Source organism: Pectobacterium parvum (assembly GCF_020971565.1).
Lineage (GTDB): Bacteria > Pseudomonadota > Gammaproteobacteria > Enterobacterales > Enterobacteriaceae > Pectobacterium > Pectobacterium polare.
Map to the genome: position 1 here is coordinate 103,521 of NZ_CP087392.1, position 21,266 is coordinate 124,786.

At 55.4% G+C, this 21,266-nt stretch carries 12 protein-coding genes and 2 pseudogenes; 9 read left to right on the forward strand and 5 right to left on the reverse strand.

Annotation, left to right across the window (positions count from 1 at the left end; all coding sequences use genetic code 11):
- Positions 1-172: 172 nt before the first annotated feature.
- The 4 genes from LOZ86_RS00460 to bcsE all read right to left on the reverse strand — a co-directional run bounded on the left by LOZ86_RS00460 (position 173) and on the right by bcsE (position 5,192).
- A complete protein-coding gene (locus tag LOZ86_RS00460; protein WP_039485338.1) occupies positions 173-1,324 on the reverse strand; it encodes a diguanylate cyclase domain-containing protein in 1,152 nt (383 codons plus the stop codon).
- A gap of 367 nt (positions 1,325-1,691) precedes the next feature.
- A complete protein-coding gene (bcsG, locus tag LOZ86_RS00465; RefSeq protein ID WP_039485311.1) occupies positions 1,692-3,353 on the reverse strand; it encodes a cellulose biosynthesis protein BcsG in 1,662 nt (553 codons plus the stop codon).
- A gap of 1 nt (position 3,354) precedes the next feature.
- The gene (gene bcsF, locus LOZ86_RS00470) at positions 3,355-3,573 is read right to left on the reverse strand and encodes a cellulose biosynthesis protein BcsF (protein ID WP_039485312.1); all 219 of its coding nucleotides are present in this window, start codon (positions 3,571-3,573) and stop codon (positions 3,355-3,357) included.
- Positions 3,570-5,192 carry a cellulose biosynthesis protein BcsE gene (bcsE, locus tag LOZ86_RS00475; RefSeq protein WP_039485313.1) on the reverse strand — a complete coding sequence of 541 codons (1,623 nt, stop codon included), beginning with the start codon at positions 5,190-5,192 and terminating at the stop codon, positions 3,570-3,572. Before bcsE ends, bcsF begins: the two co-directional genes overlap by 4 nt.
- A 340-nt stretch (positions 5,193-5,532) precedes the next feature.
- Here bcsE and bcsR point away from each other — a divergent pair, with 340 nt between their 5' ends.
- From bcsR to LOZ86_RS00520, 9 genes and pseudogenes are all read left to right on the forward strand, one after another.
- On the forward strand, positions 5,533-5,742 hold the full coding sequence (gene bcsR, locus LOZ86_RS00480) for a cellulose biosynthesis protein BcsR (protein ID WP_039485316.1): 210 nt from the start codon (positions 5,533-5,535) through the stop codon (positions 5,740-5,742).
- Positions 5,743-5,744: 2 nt separating this feature from the next.
- Entirely contained in the window at positions 5,745-6,482 is a 738-nt protein-coding gene (gene bcsQ, locus LOZ86_RS00485) for a cellulose biosynthesis protein BcsQ (RefSeq protein ID WP_039485317.1), read from the forward strand.
- A complete protein-coding gene (gene bcsA / locus LOZ86_RS00490; RefSeq protein WP_039485319.1) occupies positions 6,479-9,178 on the forward strand; it encodes a UDP-forming cellulose synthase catalytic subunit in 2,700 nt (899 codons plus the stop codon). Before bcsQ ends, bcsA begins: the two co-directional genes overlap by 4 nt.
- A gap of 74 nt (positions 9,179-9,252) precedes the next feature.
- A complete protein-coding gene (gene bcsB / locus LOZ86_RS00495; protein WP_039485321.1) occupies positions 9,253-11,580 on the forward strand; it encodes a cellulose biosynthesis cyclic di-GMP-binding regulatory protein BcsB in 2,328 nt (775 codons plus the stop codon).
- A 6-nt stretch (positions 11,581-11,586) separates the two neighbouring features.
- The gene (gene bcsZ, locus LOZ86_RS00500) at positions 11,587-12,702 is read left to right on the forward strand and encodes a cellulose synthase complex periplasmic endoglucanase BcsZ (RefSeq protein WP_230242757.1); all 1,116 of its coding nucleotides are present in this window, start codon (positions 11,587-11,589) and stop codon (positions 12,700-12,702) included.
- A complete protein-coding gene (gene bcsC, locus LOZ86_RS00505; protein WP_039513809.1) occupies positions 12,684-16,178 on the forward strand; it encodes a cellulose synthase complex outer membrane protein BcsC in 3,495 nt (1,164 codons plus the stop codon). The genes bcsZ and bcsC overlap by 19 nt, the downstream gene beginning before the upstream one ends.
- A 249-nt stretch (positions 16,179-16,427) precedes the next feature.
- Positions 16,428-18,110, forward strand: coding sequence for a ShlB/FhaC/HecB family hemolysin secretion/activation protein (locus LOZ86_RS00510; protein ID WP_230242758.1), 1,683 nt, complete (start codon positions 16,428-16,430; stop codon positions 18,108-18,110).
- Between the two features lie 39 nt (positions 18,111-18,149).
- Positions 18,150-18,989, forward strand: a pseudogene (locus tag LOZ86_RS00515) (filamentous hemagglutinin N-terminal domain-containing protein); the annotation flags it as partial.
- Positions 18,990-19,084: 95 nt separating this feature from the next.
- Positions 19,085-19,803: pseudogene (locus tag LOZ86_RS00520) on the forward strand (IS630 family transposase); the annotation flags it as partial.
- 37 nt (positions 19,804-19,840) lie between these two features.
- On the opposite strand, the gene LOZ86_RS00525 reads toward LOZ86_RS00520, so the two are convergent.
- A protein-coding gene (locus LOZ86_RS00525) for an IS3 family transposase (RefSeq protein WP_230242759.1) occupies positions 19,841-20,928 on the reverse strand; the annotation gives its coding sequence in 2 pieces (ribosomal slippage) (positions 19,841-20,676 and positions 20,676-20,928; 1,089 coding nt in all).
- Positions 20,929-21,266 lie beyond the last annotated feature (338 nt).

A 21,266-nucleotide genomic window follows, 5' to 3' on the forward strand; every position in this document is an offset into this window, starting at 1 on the left:
AATCACGTCAGCAGGAATTATAAAGAAACATCAGTGCAACTTACTTGTAACAGATGCGCATTTTTTCGGCAGCTACGTCGCCTTAAAAAGCCCTCAAACCTCCGTCACACGGGGAATACGCCTTTCCGGAAACCCATCTATAAAAAGTAACATTTGCGTTACCTGTGAATACTCAGGAAGGTACCGTGAGAGGATGAATACCGGATTTTTTATCACGCCGCGCCAGCTGCATAGCAAAACGTGCCTGTGATAAAAGCAGCGCCGCGTCCTCGGGTCGAGGATCGGTAATGGTGAGGATACCGACGCTGATAGCCCGCGCAGGCTGTGAGCCCGCAGGCAAAAAGGGTGAATTAATCGCCAGCATCACATTCTGCGCCCAATCTTGCGCCTGTCCGGCGGATTGCAGTTGCTTCCCGATGATAGCGAACTCATCACAGTCGAGGCGCGCCAGATAGATAGGCCCAGCCTCGTTTTGTTCTTCAATCACTTCGCTGAGTTGCTTCGCTAGCGTGTCTACCTTGCCCTGTTTGCTGGCGGAGGAATCAAGCCCGAAAACCAGCAGACTGAACGGTGTCGCATCGGCCAAACGCTGTTCAAGGCGTCGCATAAAGTGTGCGTTGTCCGGCAATCCCGCGCCTTCGGTTCCAGCAGAAAGCGACTGTGCCAACAGCTGTTGATTGCGGTTATAGCTGCGCACCAGCGCGCCCAGCTCATCATCCTGATGCCAGGGCGGCAGCGTAAGCGGACGGTGGAGCATGTCATCCGGCGGTAGATTCTGTAACTCGACAATAATCCCACGCAGCGGGTGTATCAGCAGGCGGTTAATGCACCAGGTAATGGCGATCGACATAATCAGCGCCAGCAGCAGATACGTCGCCAACATGGTTGAAAAGGTGCTGACGATAAATTGATACATCCGGTAGGAATCCGCCTGCAACACCAGATGCGCCAGCGGCGCCGAATACTGCGTCTGCGGCGGCGAATAGAGCGGAATAGATATGCGGATCGGCAGCTTAAAGACCCGTGCAATCCAGTCTGGCACCGGACGTTCTTTCGGGAAATTCGCATGCAGCGTCTGGAAATCATCCGGCAGCAGCACATCTGCCCGGCTCAGAAAGGCAACCGGTAATAAGCTGTCCAGAATATTGCCCGCCCGCTGCACTTCCCCTTGTAACACCGCATCTGTCAGCGGTTGACGCACAGAATAGGCGATGCTCTCCAACTGCTTGGCATAATCTTCACGGCGCTGATGAACAAAGTGAAAGAGCTGTATGACGATAAACAGGCTGATCGTCACCAGTGCCACGGCAGACACGGCTGTCATCTGTTTAATCGTTAATGAACGTCTGAGCCGCAAGCGCTTTCTCCGTCAACCTGTTATGCAGACCTGGATACCTGGCCCACCAAGCAACAAACAGGTGAGCAATATACAACGCGAAAAATGCGCACGCGTTACACTCGGCAACACGATTTACACGCGCAAACAGTATAAGGCAGCTTATCGCCGCCTTAACGCTGTTTTCTGCTGATATTCGGGGGATTTCATCTTAATCCTAGGCTACCTTTGGCAACAGCGGTAACGCGGCCTCAGAATAGGGGATATCCCCTGCATAAGCCAGTATCGCTATTCGGGGAGCAGACTGAAGGATCGGGCAGGATGCTCGCCTGCCCGATAACGTCATGGGAGGGGGTTATTGCGGGTAAGGCACCCAGTCTCCGCCGTTCAGACGAATGTAAGGTTTTCCCTGATATTGCATCACGATAGCGTTCTCATTTTCCGAGATCGCTTCCGTTTGCGGCAATGCGCTCGTCAGTGTTTGCCAGTCAACGGAAGGCGCGGTGAACACTTTGCCGTCGACCAGGCGCGCCACCAGCTCCGAAATCGCCAGATAGCTGCTCGGCGACGCAATCTCCAGCGCGTTGCCCTGATGCGGTGCCTGTAGGCCAAACAGTTTCACGCCGACAGGAATATGCGTGATGCTCGGACTCGGAATATCGCGCAGACCGGACATTTGCATCTTATCCCCAGCCAGCGCCGCGCCGTGCTCCGGCACCACAATCACCATGACTTTACGGCCGGATTTTTGCAACTTGTCAAAAAACGCATCCAGTTGGTCAAACAGAATCTTCGCGCGTGGCGCATAGTCCGCCGACTGGTTGCTGCCGACAAAGCGGTTGCCGTCATGCAGCGGAATCAGGTTAAAGAAGGTCGCGTTACGGGTTGTCGTCGCTTTACCCCGCTCGCCCAACCAGCGATTTAACAGCTCCAGATCGTTATAAATCGGCTCACCGTCGAACGACGTAATCTGGTGACTGATGCCCTCCTGCGACAGCATTGGGATCTGGATATCGCCCTCTTCACGCACCTCACGCAGGTAATTCCCAAAGACGCCGGAATGGTCGAGCATCAGCTGTTCTTCAAAGCCCAGCTTCACCAGATTACTGAACAGGTAACACTGCTGATTCACTGGCTGATACAAATCGGTGTGGGACTGTTGGCCGCAGCTTGCCCGCAGCAGGCGAATGGATGCCGGCCCGCTATACGCGGTGGCGGAGTTAAACTGACGGAACAGAATATCGAACTTCTTCCACAGCGGATGGTTTTCCAGCTGCGCCACGTCCAAATCCGACCACGATAGCGAACAGATATTGATAATCAGGAGGTCAAAAGGCTGTGCATCCTGCGGCAATGTAGCGGGGAACGCCGTGGTTCGCGTTTTTTCTCGCGTATAAAACTGGTTGAGATAAGCCGTGAGATTGGCGTTCGTTGGCGGTAAGGTGGCCTCGGGCAGCGCAGCGTCTCCGCCCGTTGGGGAAGCCGCCGCTGATGAGGTGGACGCCGTCGATACCGCGGGCATCAGCGATACCGCCGGGCCCGCCAGATTGACGATGTTTAACCACGCCAGCGCCGCTACGGTAAACACCGTAATACGAATCCACTGCGCGAAGAACAGGTAGGCCACGGTAATGACCGCCGCCGCACCAACCATTTGCCAGTTAATAAAGCGATTGAACAGCTCCAGCAAGTAGGCCGCGCTAAAGCTCGCAACCTGCGACCCCTGACTGAGAATGCTGTTGATACCCGGCAGCCAGGTATCGTGGTAAAACAGCCCGATACCGAGCGGGATGGCAATAATATGACGCCAGCGGTGCAGCGTGACATTGGGGATCGGGAACAGCAGAAACGCCAGAAAGACCAGATTAAGCAGCGGATGAAAATTGAGGTAGCCAAACCATAACAGGGCAAATTTCAGCAAAAAATACACATTCCAGGCACCGAGCCCACGCCAGTAGCGCCATATATTTTGCTGTTTTTGCGTATCCTGTTGCTGCGTAGGTTTTTTTTCGTCCATTTTATTTTTTAGTCTCTGCTGAAGTCGGCTTGGTTGAGACCGTCTTTGTTGAAGAAGTGCTGCGCATCCAGACACTCGCAGGCTTCAGGTAGCGCGGTGACAGCAGCCTGTTTTTCCAGTACTGAAGCCAGTGGGGAATCACACGGTGCGCCAGATAGCCAAGCGTAAAGAAAACGACCGCGCTCAATAACACCAGTTGAACGATATCAATCAGGTTCATGACGGCTCTCCCGGTGCGCGGGCCCGTAAATCGGAACCCAATAGATCGGATGCCAATAGATCGATAGCAATCGGTTCACGCCGCGGCACCTGGCGGCTCGGTGCAGATTCGGTCTGCTGCAATTGGACATAATCGTTAATCTGCCGCTCTTGCTCCAGCGTATCGTCCTGCACCAGCGATTTAACTTCTGCCAGAATCTGTAAGTCTTGTGACCAGACAATCCGATTGCTGAACGCTTCATCCACCGGCAGGCGGAAAATGGATTTCAGCGCGATATCCAGTTCATTCAGGCGGCAATTGGACAGGAACAAAAACAGGCGACCCTGCGCGATCGTGACGACATCACCAAAGCGTCGCAGCGTGCACAGCGTCAATGCCTGCGCCGCCCGCACGCCCGGCACGGGGCGCAATGCAACCAGCACGCCCTTGCTGCCTTCCGGCATCAGCGTGTTATCAATCAACATCTGCACAGACTGCCGAAAGATATCAGGGGGCTGGTAGCCCTTAATCTGTAGCGGCCGCATGGTGGTCAGCAAGACTTCAACATCGACAGGAACGTGTTTGGTAAAGCGCTGTCCCTGCACGCTTTCAATCCGCGTCAGGAAACGGGATAGCGGCTCGGAATGAGAGACAATAATATTCGCGCCACATGCCAATAGCAGGCGCTCGTCGCTAGCGCGCAGGCAAGGCTTCATTTCCCGCACCACAATCTTCAGCAACTCACCACGCTGCCGCCGCAGGCTGTGAACTTGCTTGACGAGCGTATCCACCTGACTGGTTTGATTGAGTGCAAAAACGAGGGTAGCCGCATGGGTCAGCATGCCGGTTTGTACCAAAATGTCGTTGTCGTCCAGTAGCTGCCAGTGTTCTGACAGCGCAGGTGCGCCTTCCATCACGCTCTTTTCCATCAGAAAGAGCCCATCATCATCCAGAGACGGCGTGAGGATCGGTTCCTCTTCCTTCAGCATGTACCACCCATCACTGTCGGATTGCAGCATCTGCACCTTATTCGCCCGCACGCCCCTTTCCGTTGCCCACCATGACACCAGATACTGGGCGCGATCCTGCTGCCATTGCAGGCTGGCTAAACCGTAAAGTCCGCGATGTTGGGAAATCAGCATATTCCTCAGGCGGGTTACGCCACTGCTGTGGCTGATCACCACCAGCGTACACTGGCGCTGATGCAGCCATGCCGCAGTGTCATCGATCCAGCGCTGGAGCCCTTCCGGCGAGATATCCCGCCACAGGCTAGCTGGAGCATAAAGCACCAATAGACGATTTTTAGGGCGCAATGCGCGCATTAAATCATCGGTTAAATTCAGCAACGCGGCTTTATTTTCCGGTATTGCATAGCACGATAATTGTTTCTTTCCGGTGTTATTATTTTCTGTCGTAAACTTATTGTCTGTCGTAAACAATGCCGTCAGAAGAGAATCAGATCGTTCCCCACAGCCGATTAACGCCACTCTCGCGTCGTTATTTTGGCCGTGCATGACTTGCTGGCAAAATAATGCGGCATCAATTTGCCGATCAATATTCACCCAATAAAAGCCCGCCAACTGGAGCGTAACCAGCTCATCCCAAAGGTCACGAATACCTAATGAAAAGTTCTGCTTCATAGACTGATTTCTTTTCCGTTAATGGCAGCATTTCACCTTAATAACACAGTCAAAATAAACTCTAGCAGCCCCCCGAGGGATCACAACTGTGCGCTATAAATTATTCCTATCCCTTGATAAATCACCGATTACTATTTTTCCCCATTCACATTGCAATCATGAATTCATTGCTATAGTTAACGGGCACACCTGACTCCTTATTAAAGACAGCAGAGGCGTAACTCTTCATCTGCCAGACTGTCTGTTCTGGGTGCAGTAAAAGACGCACCACATCTGCTATTTGGATGTTTTCCCTTTATCGATCTCAATGATAATGGATAGCCTATTTCAGAGGCATGGGATGAATAACGCACCGACTCGTATAGATACCAGCGCGCACGCCGATTTAACCGAAAATGCAAGAACCGACGACGATCTACGGGTTCTCAGTCAGGCTTTTTCTTTACCTGAAATAAACTATATCGATATCGCCCGTCAGGCGCGTCTCAGCCAAATGATGGCTCGTTGGCCGCTGCTCGATGAATTAAAAGAACCGGCCGGGAGTGACTGACGATGCCCGTGATTGCTTTGCAGGGAATCCGTGGAGGCGTAGGCACCACCTCAATCGCCGCCGCGCTGGGTTGGGCTTTCCAACGGCTGGGCGAATCCGCGCTGGTGATTGATTTTTCGCCGGACAATTTGCTGCGCATTAATTTCAATATGCCGTTTGAGCAACGCCGCGGCTGGGCACGGGCGGAAGCCGATGGCGCGCCGTGGCAAACCGGTGCCATGCAGTATCTCCCCGGTCTGGATTTTCTGCCGTTTGGTCGTCTGAATACACAGGAGATCGCGACGCTCCAGCAGCATTACCACCAGCACCCTGCACTCTGGCAAAACAATCTGGCACAGCTCAGCGCGGCAGGCCACCATCGCTGGATATTGATTGATGTACCGGCGGACAACAGCCCGCTCACGCGGCAGGCGTTAGCCACCGCGAATACCGTTTTTCAGGTGGTGGTGGCCGATGCCAACTGCCATTCGCGCTTACATCAGCAGGCGTTACCGCGTCAGTGCCATTTTCTGGTGAATCAATTTTCTACGCTCAGTACGCTTCAGCAGGATTTGCATCAGCTCTGGCTGCACACGCTGTCACACCTGCTGCCGCTGGTAGTACACCGTGACGAAGCTCTGGCAGAATCGCTGATGCTGAAGCAGCCGCTGGGCGAATGTCGCCCGGACAGCGTGGCAGCGGAAGAGATCATGACGCTGGCAAACTGGTGCCTGATTCACGTTAAGGAAAACGGCGTATGAGCGGGATCCTGCGCCTCTTTCTCGTCCCGCCCGCCAGACAGGCGATTCAGCAGCGCTACCGCGGCTATCGTCAGCAAGGTGCCTCCGCCTTTGCTGCCTTTTTCGCCACACTGTTTGCGATACTCGGCTGGATCTTCCTGCGGCTGGAGTCTGAGGGCTGGCAACAGATTCGCGCGCAGCGAACCTACTGGTTCCCACACATTTCGCCTCAACGCCCGCGTCCGGCCGATATTCTTCGCTATCTGACGCAGGGTCTTTGGCTGCTGACCATCAAAAACGGCCAGTTGCCGACATCGCGCCGCAATTACTTCTCCGCGCTGCCGCGCTGGCGGCAACGCTACATGAACGCGCAGCAAGCGCTGTTCGCCCGCTTTAGCCACGCGAATACTGACGATCGCGAAGACCGTGAGTCAGGCTCCGCCAAGACAAGCCGCCTCCAGAGGCTGGTGACGGTCGCGCTGAGCCTGCTGTGTGCGGCGCTGGCGCTGCTGTGCATCACGCAGCCGTTTGATTTGCTGTCACAGTTTATTTTCATGACGCTGCTGTGGTGCATCGCCATGCTCGTTCGCAACATGCCGGGACGCATGCCGACGCTCATGATGATCGCCCTTTCTTTCACGGTTTCCTGCCGTTACCTATGGTGGCGCTACACCGAAACGCTGAACTGGGACGATCCGCTGAGTCTGATCTGCGGCCTGCTGCTGCTGGCAGCGGAAACCTATGCCTGGGTCGTATTGGTTCTGGGCTATTTCCAGACGATCTGGCCGCTGAACCGCCACCCGGTTTCACTGCCGGAAGACAGCAAAACGTGGCCGACCGTCGATCTCATGATCCCGACCTACAATGAGCCGTTGAGCGTCGTGAAACCGACGGTGTATGCCGCGCTAGGCATCGACTGGCCTAAAGACAAGCTCAATATTTATATTCTGGATGATGGCGGGCGCGCCGAATTTAAAGCCTTCGCAGAAGAAGTCGGCGTCCATTACATTGCCCGCGTCACGCACGAACATGCCAAAGCCGGGAACATCAACAACGCCCTGAAACAGGCGAAAGGCGAGTTCGTCGCCATTTTCGACTGCGACCACGTCCCTACCCGCTCCTTCCTGCAATTAACCATGGGCTGGTTCTTCAAAGACAAAAAGCTGGCGATGCTGCAAACGCCGCACCATTTCTTCTCGCCCGATCCGTTCGAACGCAATCTGGGACGTTTCCGCCGCACGCCTAATGAGGGCACGCTGTTCTACGGTCTGGTTCAGGACGGTAACGACATGTGGGATGCCACGTTCTTCTGCGGATCCTGCGCCATCCTGCGGCGTAAACCGCTGGATGAGATTGGCGGGATTGCGGTCGAAACGGTGACGGAAGATGCCCACACCTCACTGCGCCTGCATCGCCTTGGCTACAGCTCGGCGTATATCCGCATTCCACAGGCCGCCGGACTCGCGACCGAGAGCCTCTCGGCCCACATCGGGCAGCGTATTCGCTGGGCGCGCGGCATGGTGCAAATCTTCCGGTTGGATAACCCCCTATTTGGCAAGGGGCTGAAACTGGGGCAACGGCTATGTTATGCCAACGCCATGATGCACTTTCTGTCCGGTATTCCGCGGCTGATCTTCCTTACCGCACCGCTGGCGTTCCTCCTGCTGCATGCCTACATCATCTTCGCCCCGGCGCTGGCCATCGCGCTCTACGTGCTGCCACACATGGTGCACGCCAGCCTGACCAACTCGCGTATTCAGGGCCGCTACCGTCACTCGTTCTGGAGTGAAATCTATGAAACCGTGCTGGCGTGGTACATCGCTCGCCCGACTACCGTCGCGCTGTTTAACCCGCACAAAGGGAAATTCAACGTAACAGCCAAAGGCGGGCTGGTGGAAGAACAGCATGTTGACTGGGTGATTACGCGGCCTTATCTGGTGCTGGTGCTGCTGAATATCGCTGGAGTGATGTATGGCATCTGGCGTCTGATTTACGGGCCACCGGAAGAGATCATGACGGTGCTCATCAGCCTGCTGTGGGTCGTATACAACATGACCATTTTAGGCGGAGCCGTCGCGGTTGCCGTAGAAGCCAAGCAGGTGCGTCAGGCCCACCGGGTGGAAATGTCGATGTCCGCCGCGATCCTCCGTGCCGATGGGCATCTGTTCCCCTGCGTCCTGCGCGACTATTCCGATGGCGGCGTGGGCGTTGAAGCCCGCGAGTCGGGCATTCTTCAGGTCGGGGACAGCGTCTCGCTGTTGCTAAAACGCGGTCAGCAGGAGTACGCCTTCCCGTTCAGCGTCACCCGCGCGTTCGACAACAAGATTGGCCTACGCATGACCAACCTGACCATCGGCCAGCATATTGATTTCATTCAATGTACGTTTGCCCGCGCCGACACCTGGGCGCTCTGGCAAGACAGCTTCCCGCAGGATAAACCGGTCGAAAGCCTGGTTGATGTGCTGGCGCTCGGCTTTCGCGGCTACCTGCGCCTGGCCGATTACGCGCCGCCCGTCATACGCAACATTATCCTGGCGTTCCTCAACATCGTGGTGTGGGTGGTGTCCTTCATTCCGCGCTATGTAGGGAAACGCACCGTAGCAGCTCCACCGGGCGCTGCGCTGCCGGAAAAAGCCGTACATCAGGGCAAGACACCGTCTGCCCATGAAACGCGATTTGCACAAGAGAACCTGTTTGCAGAAAAGACAGTGGCTTGATTGCCATTCACAGGCCGTGATCAACGGTCTTTCTCCTGACAACGAGAAAGGCCCTTAACATTGATGATGACACGATGACGAAAAAAATAATCTGGTTCACTGCATTGGCTTTAGGCGTCAGCTCATTATCTCAGGCTGTCACCGCACCGCACGCCCAAACACCGGCCACGGGGGACGCGACCCTGCCGCCCACCAACGCTGCCACCACAGCGCCAGCGACGACGATACCAGTGCTTCCTCTGGCGCCACCGGCGACCAACGCCGCCGTGCGCAACGTGGTGATGCCGTTTGCGCAAATCGCGCCTGCGCCGGGCACCTTTGCGCTGCGCGGTGTCGATCCCAACGGGCAGATTGAGTTCGGCGTTCGCAGCGACGAAGTGGTCACACAGGCGTCGCTTGACCTCGAATTTACGCCGTCACCAGCGCTGATTCCCACCGAGTCGCATATCAAGGTTTACCTGAACAATGAGCTCATGGGCGTCACCACGATTAGCAAAGAGCAGATGGGGAAATCCAACCGCGTTCGCCTGCCTATCGATCCGCGCTACATCACGGACTTTAACAGCCTGCAATTGGTGTTTGTCGGCCATTATCAGAACATCTGTGAAAACCCAGCCAGCACCAGCCTATGGCTGGATGTCAGCAAAGCCAGCGCGCTCAACCTGCAATTCCAGAAGCTGACGCTGAAGGACGATCTGTCGCCGTTCCCTGCACCGTTTTTTGACAGCCGCGATACCCGCCCGCTGACGCTGCCCATCGTCTTTGCCGACCAGCCGGATCTGGTGCAACAGCGTGCCGCCGCGGTACTCGCCTCGTGGTTTGGCAGCAAAGCACAATGGCGCGGGCAGTCTTTCCCTGCCCTCTTCAACCAGTTGCCGAATAGTCACGGTATTGTGTTCGCGACCAACGATAAGCGGCCGGATTTCCTGCGTGATACTCCCGCCGTGAACGGCCCAACGGTATCGATCATCAGCCACCCCAACGATCCTTACGTGAAGCTGCTGCTGGTTCAGGGGCGTGATGACAATGAACTGCTCACCGCCGTGCAGGGCATCGCACAGGGGAACCCGCTGTTCCGTGGGCAAAGCGTCACCATCGATAAGGTCGAACAGCTCGCCCCACGTCAGCCGTATGATGCGCCAAACTGGGTTCGCACCGACCGCCCGATGACCTTCGCCGAACTACAGCAATATAACGAACAGCTGCAAACCGACGGTATCGTGCCCCGGCCGATTTCGCTGGCCATGAACCTGCCGCCCGACCTGTTCCTGATCCGCAGTCAGGGAATCGATATGCGTCTGAAATATCGCTACACCGCGCCGCAGGTTCAGGACGGTTCGCGCCTGAGCATCAACCTGAACAACCAGTTCGTACAGGCCTTCTCGCTGGCACCGGAACAGGACCAGAACTCCCTGTTGATGCGCCTGCCGCTCACGCAGGGGCTATGGGATTCCGACAAGAGCCTGTCCATTCCGGCGCTGAAACTGGGCACCACCAACCAGTTGCGCTTTGATTTCAACTACACCACGCTGCTCTCTAGCGGCACAGCCGACCGCTGCGAAACCTATACGCCGGTCGTCAATCACGCCGTCATCGACAGTAACTCGACGATTAACTTCTCTGGCTATCGTCACTTTATGGCAATGCCGGATCTGCGTGCCTTTGCCAATGCGGGCTACCCGTTCAGCCGACTGGCTGACCTGTCACAAACGCTGGTGCTAGTGAACAAGCAGCCACAACCGGCTCAGGTCAGCGCCATGCTGAACGCCATCGGTAACATTGGCGCGCAAACCGGCTACCCAGCGTTGGCAGTACAGCTCAGCGATGACTGGACGCAGGCAGACAAACAGGACCGCGATATTTTGATGATCGGCGCTATCCCGCCAGAGCTGCACGACAACAGCAAAATCAACCTGCTGGTCGAGCAAACGCAAAGCTGGATCAAGCAGCCAACGCGTCAGACCGCGATCCCGGATAGGGACGCACCCGCATCTGACGCGACGCCAGACAGCAAAACCACCGTCAGCGGTGACGGCGCGATGTCGGCGATTATCGGCTTCCAGTCTCCGTATCACGATCAGCGCAGCGTGGTCGCCTTGCTGGCCGACAGCTCGCAGGGTTATACGCTACTCAACAACACGCTGATTGATGGCGAAAAAAGAGCCTCGTTGTTCGGTTCTGTTTCCGTGATCCGCGAATCGGGCATCAATAATCTGCGCGTCGGCGACGTTTACTACGTCGGCCACCTGCCGTGGTGGGAACGTATCTGGCACGCCTTGGCGCAGCATCCCGTCTGGCTGGCGATCATATCGACCCTTACCGTCATTATTGTTGCCTGGCTGCTGTGGCGTGGCCTGAAATTCTTCAGCCGCCGTCGCCTGTCGCCGGATGAAAGGGACTAACGCCCCATGCCACGCGTGCTGCGTTACCTGATCGCCACGCTGCTGTGGCTCTGGGCTTCCCTGGCCACCGCCGCTGTCTGCGACTGGCCAGCCTGGGAGCAGTACAAGCAGTATTACATCAGCGAGGAAGGACGGGTGATTGATACCTCAACACCCAATAAAATCACCACGTCCGAAGGGCAAAGCTACGCCCTGTTCTTTGCGCTGGTTGCCAACGATCGCGTGATGTTTGATCGACTGCTGAAATGGACGGAAGACAACCTGTCCGCAGGCGATTTGCGCGCTAATCTGCCCGCCTGGCTGTGGGGAGAGAACACGGATAAGCAGTGGACGGTGCTGGATCCAAACTCCGCATCCGATGCCGATCTGTGGATTGCCTACAGCCTGCTTGAAGCGGGTCGGCTGTGGAAAGAGGCGCGCTATCAGACGCTAGGCAGCGCGCTGCTCGCACGCATCGCCAAAGAAGAAGTGGTGACGATTCCGGGGCTGGGCGTGATGTTATTGCCCGGCAAAGTGGGCTTCGCAGAGAAAGAGAGCTGGCGCTTGAACCCCAGCTACCTTCCGCCGCAGCTGCTGGCGCGTTTTGCTCCGCTGGGTGAGAAATGGAAAGCGATGCAGCGCACCACGCAGCGCCTGCTGTTGGAAACCGCGCCAAAAGGATTTTCGCCTGACTGGGTCATCTGGCAAAAAGACAAAGGCTGGCAACCCGATACCACCAAACCCAATATCGGCAGCTATGACGCCATCCGCGTCTATCTGTGGGCGGGGATGATGGCCGATAGCAGCAGAGGAAAAACCGATTTGCTCAAACAGTTTCAGCCGATGATTCAGCAGACTATCCAACAAGGGCTACCGCCCGAAAAAGCGGACACCGCGACAGGCACCGTCACCGGACAGGGATCGGTAGGCTTTTCCGCTTCACTGCTTCCGATGCTATCCCGTCAACCGGACGCCCTAGCTGCCCAGCGACAGCGGCTCGCCGCCAACCCACCGGGTGACAATGCGTATTTCTCTGCCTCTCTGACGCTCTTTTGTCAGGGATGGGATCAGAAGCGCTACCGCTTCACTTCACAAGGCCAACTTTTACCGTCTCGGGGCAGCCAATGCACAACAACACCGTAAACTGGCTGCGCCTCCTGCCGTTCTTACTGATTGCGGCACCGCAGCTAACCAGCGCGGAAACTGCATCGCCAGAACAATTTCTGATGGAACAGGTGCGTCTGGGAGAAGCCAGCAACAAAGACGATCTCGTGCGTCAGTCGCTTTATCGGCTGGAGCTGATTAACCCGGATAACCCCGACGTTATCGCCGCCAAACTGCGACTGGCACTGCGTCAAGGCGATCAGGCACAGGCGCGCCAGCAGTTGGACAAGCTGAAGACTGTGGCTCCCGATTCTGCCATTTACCGGCAGGCAGAGATGACGCTGGCGCTGACGCAGGAAGCCACGCGTCAGCAATTACAGCAGGCGCGTTTGCTGTCTACCGCCGGGCGTTACGCGGAAGCCAAAGCGCAGTACGACACGCTCTTTCACGGCGAGCCGCCCACGCTCGATCTCGCCGTGGAGTATTGGCGTCTGGTTTCTCGTTTGCCGAACCAGGTCCCCGTCGCGATTAAGCAGTTGGAAGCGTTGGATCAGGTTTACCCCAACAATGTTCCGCTGCGCATGGCGTTATCACGCCAGCTCTTCAGTCAGGCTCGCAACGAACAGGCCTACCCGCTGCTGAAACAACTGTCTACCGATCCCGTCGGACGCAGTCAGGCGGCATCGCTCTGGCTGGAAATTATTGGTCGGATGACGGTTACCCCGCAGAGCGTGGCGGAACTCAACCGCTTCCTGACGGTATTTGATGACGGTGAACAGGCAGAAACCGCGCGAAAAGAACTCAACCGCCAGCAGGGAATGTTGGCCGATCCCACGTATCAGGGGCGTCTCCGCAGTCTGGCGGAAGTTGAAAGCGGCGGGGGCAACCGCGCCACGCTCGGTGAGTTAAATCAAGCGCTGGCCGTTACACCCAACGACCCCGAGCTGATCGGCGCAGTGGGTCTGGTTTACCTGCGCGAAGGCGATCGGGTAAAAGCGCTGGCACAGTTCCAGAAGGCACTACAGGCGGATGTTAATCGCCTGAACAGCGGCAAGTGGGAAGGACTTATCCAAAGCACGCAATATTGGATCACCATTGCGGAAGGCGACAACGCGCTAAAAACCAATAATCTCCCGCTGGCACGCCAGAAGTATCAGCAGGCACGCCAGATGGATAACACCAATCCCTATGCGCTGATTGGTCTGGGTGATGTTGCCGTCGCCAGCCAAAACGATACCGCTGCCCAGCCGCTCTATCAGCAGGCTTTGCACCTTGAACCCGGCAACGATAACGCCCTGCGCGGTCTGGTCGGGATTTATCAGCGGCAGTCACCGGAGAAAGCACTCACTTACCTCAACAGCCTGTCGCGCAGCCAGCAGAACACAATGCGGGAGACGCTTACTGCGCTACAACTCAATATCCTGAAACAACAGGCGGACCAACTTGCGGAACAGCAGCAGTGGACGCAGGCGGAAGAGAAGTATCGTCAGGCGAACCAGCAGGATCCGAACGATAGTTGGTTTGCCTATCGCTATGCCCAGACGCTGCGCCAGTTGGGGCAAATGCAGCAGGCCGACAGCGTGGTACAACGCGCGACTGCCGTGCCACCGGCCGACGCGCAGAAGAACTACGTTTACTCACTTTACCTGTCATCGACCAATCGCGATGAGCAAGCACTCGCTCACCTGAACACGCTTCCCGTAGCACAGTGGAGTGACGACATGCGCGATTTATCCCAACGTCTGACGATGCAGACCACGCTGGCGAAAGCGGAAGCGATGCGCGATGCGGGCGATGAACCCGCCGCGATGGCTTTCCTGCGCCAGCAACCAGCCGATACCCGTATCGATCTGCTGCTGGCAGACTGGGCGCTGGCACGAGGTGAATACGCGACGGCGCTGGCGGATTATCAACGCATCCGCACACGGGAGCCGCAGAACCCCGACGCACAATTAGGTGAGATCGACGCGTTTATCGCGCAGGGTCGGCAAGATGACGCACGTCAGCGTCTGAACCAGCTCCCAGCGCAGGCAGCAGATACGCTCAATGCGCAGCGGCGCGTCGCCAACGCCTGGCAAGCGGTCGGAAATCCGCAAAAATCGACGGCGCTTTTCCGTCAGCTAAAAATCGACGTGCAGAAAGAGCCCGTCGGTCAAACTCCTATCGATCAAACGACAGCACTGATCTATCGCGATGCGGCACGCGTTGAACAGCAACGATCTCAACCTGAGCAGGCGCAGCAGGACTATAAACAGGCGATGGTCGCCAGCGGCATCACGCCCGCTCTGCCGCAAAGTGACGATGACTACACCCGACTGACGCGCAATCAGACAGGGGACGACTGGCTACAGCGCAGCATCCGCGCCGATGCGGCGGACCTGTATCGTAAGCAGGATGTGACCGTCACGCTTGACCACGATTACTCGAGTTCGAGCGGTACCGGCGGCGTTTCCAACCTGAGCGCCCACAACACCCTGTTGCAGATAGACATGCCGCTGTACGACGGCCGCGCTTTCCTCCGCACCGATACCGTACAGATGGACGCCGGTTCCTTCTCGACGGACAGCAACGGTGCCTATCGGGAAACCTTCGGCACCTGTGCCACGCAGGACTGCTTCGACGGAAAATCGCAGAAAGCCACCGGCACCAGCGTCGCAGCAGGCTGGAAGAACGATCGCTGGTCGGGGGATATCGGCACCACGCCGCTTGGCTTTGACGTGGTCGATATCGTCGGTGGCGCAAGCTACAGCGGTGACTGGCGGCAAATCGGCTGGACCGCGACGGCATCGCGCCGCCCCATCTCCAGCTCATTGCTGGCGTTCGGCGGCACCAAAGACCCAGGCACCGGTGTTACTTGGGGCGGCGTGCGTGCCACAGGCGTCAGCCTCGGGCTGAGCTACGATCGGGGCGAAGCGCACGGCGTCTGGAGTGATTTCAGCGTCCACCAGATTACTGGTAAAAACGTGGCCGATAATGACCGCGCCCGCGCCATGGCAGGTTATTACTACAAGCTGATTAACGAGGATAACCGACGCGTCACGGTCGGCCTAAACAGCATGTGGTGGCGTCACCAGAAGGATTTAAGCGGTTACTCGCTCGGTCAAGGCGGCTACTACAGCCCACAGCAATACTTCTCGCTGGGCGTGCCGGTGAACTATCGGCAGCGGACGGAAAACTGGTCGTGGGAACTCGGCGGCTCGCTGTCGTGGTCACGTTCTTCGACCAAAGATCAGCGTCGCTATCCGTTGACTGGCCTGCTGGGCAATGCCGCGATCACCGACCGAGACGCCATCGAACAGGGCAGCAGCAGTTCCGGCTTCGGCTACACGGCGCGTGCCATCGTCGAACGCCGCCTCAGCTCACACTGGACGCTGGGCGTCGGTATCGACATTCAGCAAGCGAAGGACTACACCCCAAGCCACGGCCTCATCTACCTGCGCTACTCCGCCTCCGGCTGGCAGGGCGATCTCGACAGCCCACCGCAGCCACTCACGCCGTACGCGGACTTTAAGTAATCTTCCCCCTCATTGGGTTTCCAGAACAGCGGAAACCCAATGATAAATATCAAAATTACTCTATCTTGCGATATAGGTATCTGTCCATATATATAAAAATGATAATGACTATCATTTTTATTCTCATAAATTAAGTTTCTCAATGCATTCTGTCGAATTTCTATTGGAAATCGATTTTACCTAGCCACGGAATAAGGCATTTGTGTATATAAGCGCAAAATGTAAATCAACGTAAGGATTGCGTTCATTTTGTGTAAAACCCTTTCTTTTATAAGCATTATTCTTTTGAGCATCAGCAGTTCAGCCTTTGCCGCTACCGCCATCAGCCCAACGGATCGAGATGCGCTAGAGCTCCAGCAAAAATCGTTACTGGAGCAGGCCAAGCAGCAGCGTTTATCGTTGGAAAACAGCACCACCTTAACGATACCCACGGTCACTGCACCAACAGTAAAAGATGCCGCCTGCTTCCCCATCCAACGCATTGTCTTTCACGGTGCAGACGCCTTCTCGACGAAAGATCGGACCGCTCTCCAGCAACGCTACCAAAATCGCTGCCTTGATTTAGTCACCATCCATAACGCCGTGAGGGAAACGACCAACACCTACCTCAATCACGGCTTTGTCACCAGTCAGGCCTATTTACAGGAGCAAGACCTCTCCGGTGGCACACTCATCATCAGCGTCAGCGAGGGAAAAATAGAAGCCATCCGCATGGAAGGGGAAACACCCTTGGCAATCCGGATGGCATTCACCGGACTGGAAGGACGTATTCTTAATCTGCGCGATATCGAACAAGGGATGGAACAGCTGAATCGCCTGCCTTCGCAACAGGTGGCGATTGATATTCAGCCGGGAAAACACGCCGGAAGTTCGATTGTTTATCTAAAACGCACCACGCAATCCCGCCCTGTGACCGTGTATCTCAGCACGGACAACAGCGGACAAAAAAGCACGGGTCGCGAACAGCTGTCCACTCATCTCACGCTCGATAACCCGCTGCGACTCGCTGACCGCTGGTGGCTCACCGCCAGCCGCGATAGCGCTTTCAGCCACAGCTACGGCAGCAAAGCCTTATCGGGCGGGATGTCCTTGCCTTATGGCTACTGGACACTCGGCTATCAATACGCTTGGAACGACTTTTTCCAGCCGATCCCGATTGGCAGCAGCGCGTATCGCTATGAAGGCCAAAGCAATACCCACCGCCTAAGCCTTAACAGTACGCTCTACCGGGAGGGGAAGCAGAAGCTGGCGCTGGATAGCGCGCTTTCTCGTCGACGCACCGAGAACCGCATGGCAGGTGAACGCCTTGAAGTCAGCAGCCCGACGGTCAGTAGCGCCAGTATCGGACTGAGCTACAGCACCACGCTGGCGGGTGGGTATTTTACGCTCAACCCGATGCTAAGCCACGGCTTGAGGAGCTGGGGCGCGACGGATGACACAAAGGAAAACAGTGGCCTGCCACGCAGCGAGTTCCGTAAATTGAGCGTCAGCAGCAGCTATTTCTACCCACTTACACCCTCGCTGACCTTCCTGACTTCCCTTTACGGCCAAACCACGCCGGACAACCTGTATACCAGCGAACGTGTCTCGCTCGGCGGCGAGTATTCCGTGCGGGGCTTTAAGGAACAAACGCTGACCGGCAATCGGGGTTTCTACTGGCGTAACGAAGTGAACTGGCAATTCGCCACGCTGCCGCTCCTGGGTGATATCGCGCTCACAACAGCAGTGGATAGCGGATGGATCGCCGGAAAAACCGGCAAAGTCGATGGCGGCAATATGACCGGTGCTTCCGTCGGCCTGTCCGCGTCTTCACGTTGGGTAAGCCAGTCGGTGTCGCTCGGCGTACCGCTGCATTTCCCGGACGATCTCCATCCCGATAACGCCGTCGTTTACTGGCAACTCTCCCTCCCCATTACGGCACTTTTTGATTAAGTCATTGATTCACAGCAAAAGGAAAACAAGGAAAGTCACATGGAAAAATTCAATAACCGCACTACACGCGGGCTTAGCTACCTGCTGATCTACCTGACCGCGATCCAACCGTTACACCCCGCGTTCGCGGTGCTCACGCCAGACAGCTCACGCACGCAGGTCAATAACGCGGGTGCCGTCCCGGTCATCAATATCGCAACGCCAAATGCGGCAGGTGTTTCTCACAATACCTATAAAGACTTCAGCGTCGGGACACCCGGTGCTGTGCTCAACAACAGTACCGTTGCTGGGAAATCGCAGCTGGCCGGACAGGTAAACGCTAACGCCAACCTCAATGGCAAAGCGGCCGATCTGATTATCAACGAGGTGACGGGCTCCACCCGCTCAGACCTGCAAGGGAAGATAGAAGTCTTCGGGAATAAAGCCAACGTATTGATTGCCAGACCGAACGGTATCACCTGTGATGGATGTGGGTTCATCAATACGCCTTCCGCCACGCTGACGACAGGGAAACCGGTGTTAGACCAGCAAGGCGCACTTGAAGCGTTGGAAGTGAAAAAAGGCAGCATCACCATTGGTGGCAAAGGCCTAGACGGTTCAGCAACGGATTATGTCGATATCCTCAGCTGGGCAACCGAACTGAACGGCAAAATCAATGCGAAAAACCTGACGCTGACTCAAGGCAGCAATCGGGTCGATTTCAAAACCGGCACGATCGCTCCTATCGCCGGAGAAGGTGCAAAACCACTGCTGGCGGTCGACACCAAAGCGCTCGGCGGCATGTATGCAGAGCGCATCCGACTCGTGGCAACCGAGGATGGTGTTGGTGCGAACGTCGCTAACCTGACCAGTTCTCAACAGGGCATTACGCTAAATAGCTGCGCGGAATAGTAGATCACTTTGAGGGAACTCAGCCCGGATTGTGCGATCTGATCAATCGCCAAATCAAAACAAATCACCAACCGGACTGAGCAATGCCGATCATAGCACCCATTCCTCGCGACGAGCGACGCCTGATGCAGAAAGCTATCCATAAAACGCGCGATAAAAATCATGCCGCAGACTCACCGCTATACTGATGTTGCACCGAGGAGACCGTGTCAGCGATGTCGCCAAAACGCTCTGTTGCGCCCGTTCATCCGTCGGACGCTGGATTAACTGGTTTACGTTGTCGGGTGTTGAAGGCCTGACATCCTTACCCGCAGGGCGCTCCCGTCGCTGGCCTTTTGAGCACATCTGTACCTTATTACGGGAACTGATAAAGCACTCTCCCGCTGATTTTGGCTATCAGAGTTCACGCTGGAGCACCGAACTTCTGGCAATAAAAATCAATGAGATAACGGGGTGCCGGTTACACGCCGGAACCGTCCGTCGCTGGCTTCCGTCAGCGGGGCTTGTGTGGCGCAGAGCCGCGCCTACATTGCGTATCCGTGACCCGCATAAAGATGAAAAAATGGCGGTAATCCGTAAGGCTCTGGATGAATGTAGCATTGAACATCCGGTGTTTTACGAAGATAAGGTGGATATCCACCTTAATCCAAAAATCGGTGCAGACTGGCAGTTGCGTGGTCACCAAAAGCGTGTAGTTACGCCGGGGCAGAATGAAAAATACTACCTGGCCGGAGCGTTGCACAGTGGTACGGGTAAAGTCAGTTACGTTGGCGGCAACAGCAAGAGTTCGGTACTGTTCATCGGTAATCCCCCATTTTTAGCGGAGGTGATAAGTAGAATCAGGTTATGCGTTGAATATGCTGCATCGGTGTGTAGCCATTCAACGCCATATTCGGACGTTCGTTATTATAAAACCATTGCCACTGAGTGGCATAATTCTGCAATTCATCCAGTGATGTAAATAGGTATTGCCCCAGCCAGTCATAACGCACCGTCCGGTTATATCGTTCAATATAGGCATTCTGCTGAGGTTTGCTGGGCTGAATAAAACGAAGGGTTATATTCTGATGAACCGCCCACGACATCAGCATCTTCCCCGTATATTCTGGCCCGTTATCACACCGTATTGCCGTCAGTTTTCCTTTCCACTCAATGCGTTGTTCCAGCGTTCTGATTACCCGACTGGCGGGCAGGGAAAAATCCACCTCAATTGCCAGTGCTTCACGATTAAAGTCATCAATAACATTCAGCAAACGGACTGAACGACCATCCGATAGCTGATCATGCATGACGTCCATCGACCAGCATTCGTTTCTGTTTTCAGGCACCGCCAGCGGTTCAGGTTTATCCCGTTTCAGTCGTTTTTTCGGCTTGATTCGCATGTTCAGCGACAACTCGCAATAAATCCGGTACACCCTTTTGTGGTTGAACCTGAAGCCTTTGACATTACGCAGGTACAAAAAACACAGACCAAATCCCCAGTTGCGCTGACTGTCAGTGATGCGGAGCAGCCAGTCAGCAATGAGGTCATTTTCTTCATTCAGATGAGGCTGATAGCGATAACAGCTTTCGCTGACAACAAACAACTGGCAGGCAAAACGCACACTGACGTTTCGGTTTCTGACCGCGTCCTGTGCCATCTGCTTTCGACACGATGGCATCACCACTTTTTTGCCATGGCCTCCTGAATGATTTCGGCTTTGAGCCGTTCTTCAGCATACATTTTTTTGAGGCGACGGTTTTCGTCTTCCAGTTCTTTCAGACGGGTCATCATGGAGGCGTCCATACCGCCAAAGCGAGAACGCCACTTATAGAAACTGGCATTGCTCATACCATGCTCGCGGCACAGTTCGGCCACAGGTGTTCCGGCCTCGGCTTGCTTCAGGATGGACATGATCTGGCTGTCAGTAAAACGTGATTTTTTCATAGAGATCTCCCCAGTTCAGATTACGAGAAAATTCTACTTATAAACACACCGCTTTTTCGGGGGGATTACCCCTCTGTTGATTAACACACATCAATGTTAGTAATGTCTTCATTTCAAGTGCTTCGAGCAGTATATTGTGGTCTTAGAATGGCCAGTTCCTCATCTCATTCAGCTAACTGCCGCTTAAGACAAGTAAACCCCGTAGACATTCACGTAAAATAATCTATTTTTCTCATTCAGTTTAGACATATTAGAAAATCTACCAGAACCTTCATAGAAAAAACATGTCTCCTACTAATTAGCATTACCAATAAATAATATGAATTAAAAAACACTAA

Bases quoted from the DNA above. Each gene is read 5' to 3' on its own strand.
- LOZ86_RS00460 (WP_039485338.1), bottom strand. From the start codon at position 1,324: ATGACAGCCGTGTCTGCCGTGGCACTGGTGACGATCAGCCTGTTTATC.
- bcsG (WP_039485311.1), bottom strand. From the start codon at position 3,353: ATGGACGAAAAAAAACCTACGCAGCAACAGGATACGCAAAAACAGCAA.
- bcsF (WP_039485312.1), bottom strand. From the start codon at position 3,573: ATGAACCTGATTGATATCGTTCAACTGGTGTTATTGAGCGCGGTCGTT.
- bcsE (WP_039485313.1), bottom strand. From the start codon at position 5,192: ATGAAGCAGAACTTTTCATTAGGTATTCGTGACCTTTGGGATGAGCTG.
- bcsR (WP_039485316.1), top strand. From the start codon at position 5,533: ATGAATAACGCACCGACTCGTATAGATACCAGCGCGCACGCCGATTTA.
- bcsQ (WP_039485317.1), top strand. From the start codon at position 5,745: ATGCCCGTGATTGCTTTGCAGGGAATCCGTGGAGGCGTAGGCACCACC.
- bcsA (WP_039485319.1), top strand. From the start codon at position 6,479: ATGAGCGGGATCCTGCGCCTCTTTCTCGTCCCGCCCGCCAGACAGGCG.
- bcsB (WP_039485321.1), top strand. From the start codon at position 9,253: ATGACGAAAAAAATAATCTGGTTCACTGCATTGGCTTTAGGCGTCAGC.
- bcsZ (WP_230242757.1), top strand. From the start codon at position 11,587: ATGCCACGCGTGCTGCGTTACCTGATCGCCACGCTGCTGTGGCTCTGG.
- bcsC (WP_039513809.1), top strand. From the start codon at position 12,684: ATGCACAACAACACCGTAAACTGGCTGCGCCTCCTGCCGTTCTTACTG.